Source organism: Methanobrevibacter sp. 87.7 (assembly GCF_002208625.1).
Classification (GTDB): domain Archaea; phylum Methanobacteriota; class Methanobacteria; order Methanobacteriales; family Methanobacteriaceae; genus Methanarmilla.
The window spans coordinates 1-2,745 of the sequence record NZ_MRCT01000203.1 but is presented as its reverse complement, the minus strand read 5'-3'; the positions used below and the strand labels follow the sequence as shown (position 1 = coordinate 2,745).

Here is a 2,745-nt window from a genome sequence, read left to right as displayed (position 1 = left end):
TTATAATATTTTAAAAAAATGAAAGTAGAAGATTTATTTTCTACGTTTTGCAAATTCATCTAATATTTCATCAAATTCTACTCCTTTATATACAAGTAAAAGTAAAGTATGGAATATTAAATCTGTTGCTTCCCAAACAAGATTTTCATCATTTTTGGAAGCTAAAATAAATTCTCCACATTCTTCAGCAACTTTTTCTAAAATTTTATCTTCTGCTTTTTTGTCGCTATCTTTCATAATATTAGAAGTATATGAATCAATAGGATGATCTCTTCTTCCTTCTAAAACTTCGTATACTTCTCTTAATATTTTTTCATCAGTCATTATACCACTTGTTTATTGAATTTTTTTACCTACAATTTTCTTATCTTTGTTTTCTTTAATACTTTCAGTTATTGCAATAAGTGGATGTTGGTCATCATTGATTATATGGATATCTTCAAGTTTATGTACTCCATATTTATCTGCTGTTTTTTCAACTCCAAGTTTTATATCTTTATCTAATGTTATAACATAAGATTCAATATATTTACATCCAAGTTTCACTGATGCAACTGCTCTATGGTGACCATCTATTAAAATCCAACGTTTTCCAGTATGTACTATAATTGCAGGTTCTGCTAATCCTCTTTTAAGTTCATAGATTCTTCCATCTAATTCATCAGCATATATTTTATCTTGAGTAGGTCTAACGTTTTTAATTGGTACTTTCATTTCTTTTACTGTAGCTTTTGTATCATATAACATAGATAATGTTTCTTTATAATAATTTACTTTTGTTGGTGTAGATCTCTCAATATGTGATCTTACAATATCTGTGTTTGTTAAAAAACCACTAAGTTTACCGTCTTTATTTACTACAGGCATTCTTGAAATACCTTGTCTAAACATTACTCTAGAAGCATCATTAAGAGCCATGTCTTCTCTAGCAATTACTACATCTCTTGACATAACCTCTTTAATTGTTTCAGACCAATCTTTCAATAATAAATCATAGGTGGTTATTATGCCTACTATATTTCCATCAGAATTAACTACTGGAAATCCGTCGTGTCCTGTTTTTTTCATTATTTGGATTACTTTCTCACAAGGTGTATTTTCCTCTAGACTAATTACATTTTTTGTCATATAATCTTTTACAAGAGCTTTATCTGACATCGTAACACCTTTTTTATATTTATTCGATTAAGTCTTTTAATATTTTTACAGTTTCACCAGGATCAGCTTTTCCTTTAGTGAATCTCATTACTTGACCAACAAGGAAATTAATGGAAGCTTTTTGACCTTCTTTATAATCATTTACTGCTTTAGGATTTTCTTCAATTGCTTTTTTAGCAGCATTTAATATTGCATCTTCTTCAACAACACCCATTAATCCTAATTCTTCACCAATTTCTTTTGGTGATTTTTCATTATTAGGCATTTTTTCCACAATTCTTTGCCCTGCTTTAACAGTAATTTCTTTGTTTAAAAGTAAGTTAATAAGTTCTATAATATCTTTAGCAGTAATTTCACTATCTGCAAATGTTATTTTATTATAGGTTAAAACTCTTTTAAGTTCATCTCTCATCCAGTTTGCTGAATATTTTGGATCAACTTCTTTAGCAACTTCTTCATAAATATCTGCTAAATCAAGTTCTGATGTTAAAACTGTTGCAGTTTCTTGATCAATTCCATATTCACTAACAAATCTTTTAGCTTTGTTATATGGAGCTTCAGGCATAGTTTCTGAGATTTCTTCTATTTGTTCATCTTTAATTTCCATTGGTGGTAAATCTGGATCTGGGATGAATCTGTAATCATCTGCATTTTCTTTTGATCTCATGGAAACAGTAATCATTTGTGATTCAAGATAAGCTCTAGTTTCTTGTTTAATCTCAATACCTCTTTTCATGTTGTTTTTCTGTCTAACAACTTCATATTTAAGAGCTCTATATGCTCCTTTAATGGAGTTAATGTTTTTCATTTCTACTCTGTTTCCACCTTCAATAGAAACGTTTACATCTGCTCTCATAGTACCTTCACCACGAGCTCCTCCACTATAATCAAGAATTCTGATTAATTGTTTTAAGAAATTACGAGCTTCTTCTGGAGAATGCATATCTGGTTCAGTTACAATTTCGATTAATGGTATTCCTGAACGATTAAAATCAACAGTACCTTTATCTGGTTTGTATTGACCAGGATCTTCTTCCATATGTATTTCCCTAATTCTTACACCATTTAATTCTCCTTCATATCCAATAGGAACAGATGTTCTTTGGTATCCTGAAGGTAAATCTGGGTAATCATAATGTTTTCTCATGAAATAAGCTGTATCTCTTGTAATTTTACAGTTTAACATTAATGAAATCATTAATGCATTTTCAATAGCTTTTTCATTTGTAGGTAATGGTTTAGCTCCAGGTTGATTTAAACAAACAGGACATATATTTGTGTTTGCAGGAGCTTCTTTATAATTTGTTGGACAGTTACAGAATAATTTTGATTTTGTCTCAAGTTGTACGTGAATTTCGAGTCCACATTTCATTTCGATAGTAATTCCTCCAAATAGTTTTTGGAATTTTTAATAATTAAATAAATTTTATAAAATATATTTTAAAATAGATTATATATTTTATATACTGATTTTAATTTTATTTTATTTTATTAATAAAGATTTCTTAAGATTTTTTATTTTATTAAATTTTTAAGAAAAATAGTAATTTTTTATAAGATTTAAATTTAGTAATTTAATAATTATAT

Annotated in this window: 3 protein-coding genes; all 3 read right to left on the bottom strand. The window is 28.0% G+C overall.

What is annotated here, in order from left to right:
• Positions 1-33: 33 nt before the first annotated feature.
• From hisE to gatB, 3 genes are read right to left on the bottom strand one after another with little or no spacing between them, the layout of a single operon-like run.
• Positions 34-324 (bottom strand): phosphoribosyl-ATP diphosphatase, encoded by a 291-nt coding sequence (gene hisE / locus BGI41_RS07620; protein ID WP_088540100.1) that lies wholly within the window; start codon positions 322-324, stop codon positions 34-36.
• Positions 325-336: 12 nt separating this feature from the next.
• Positions 337-1,158, bottom strand: a complete 822-nt coding sequence (locus tag BGI41_RS07615; RefSeq protein ID WP_088540099.1) for a CBS domain-containing protein — start codon at positions 1,156-1,158, stop codon at positions 337-339.
• A gap of 19 nt (positions 1,159-1,177) precedes the next feature.
• The gene (gene gatB, locus BGI41_RS07610) at positions 1,178-2,530 is read right to left on the bottom strand and encodes an Asp-tRNA(Asn)/Glu-tRNA(Gln) amidotransferase subunit GatB (RefSeq protein ID WP_088540098.1); all 1,353 of its coding nucleotides are present in this window, start codon (positions 2,528-2,530) and stop codon (positions 1,178-1,180) included.
• Positions 2,531-2,745 lie beyond the last annotated feature (215 nt).

What these genes read in the sequence shown, in the direction of transcription:
- gatB (WP_088540098.1), bottom strand. Translation starts at nt 2,530, where the DNA reads ATGAAATGTGGACTCGAAATTCACGTACAACTTGAGACAAAATCAAAA.
- hisE (WP_088540100.1), bottom strand. Translation starts at nt 324, where the DNA reads ATGACTGATGAAAAAATATTAAGAGAAGTATACGAAGTTTTAGAAGGA.
- BGI41_RS07615 (WP_088540099.1), bottom strand. Translation starts at nt 1,158, where the DNA reads ATGTCAGATAAAGCTCTTGTAAAAGATTATATGACAAAAAATGTAATT.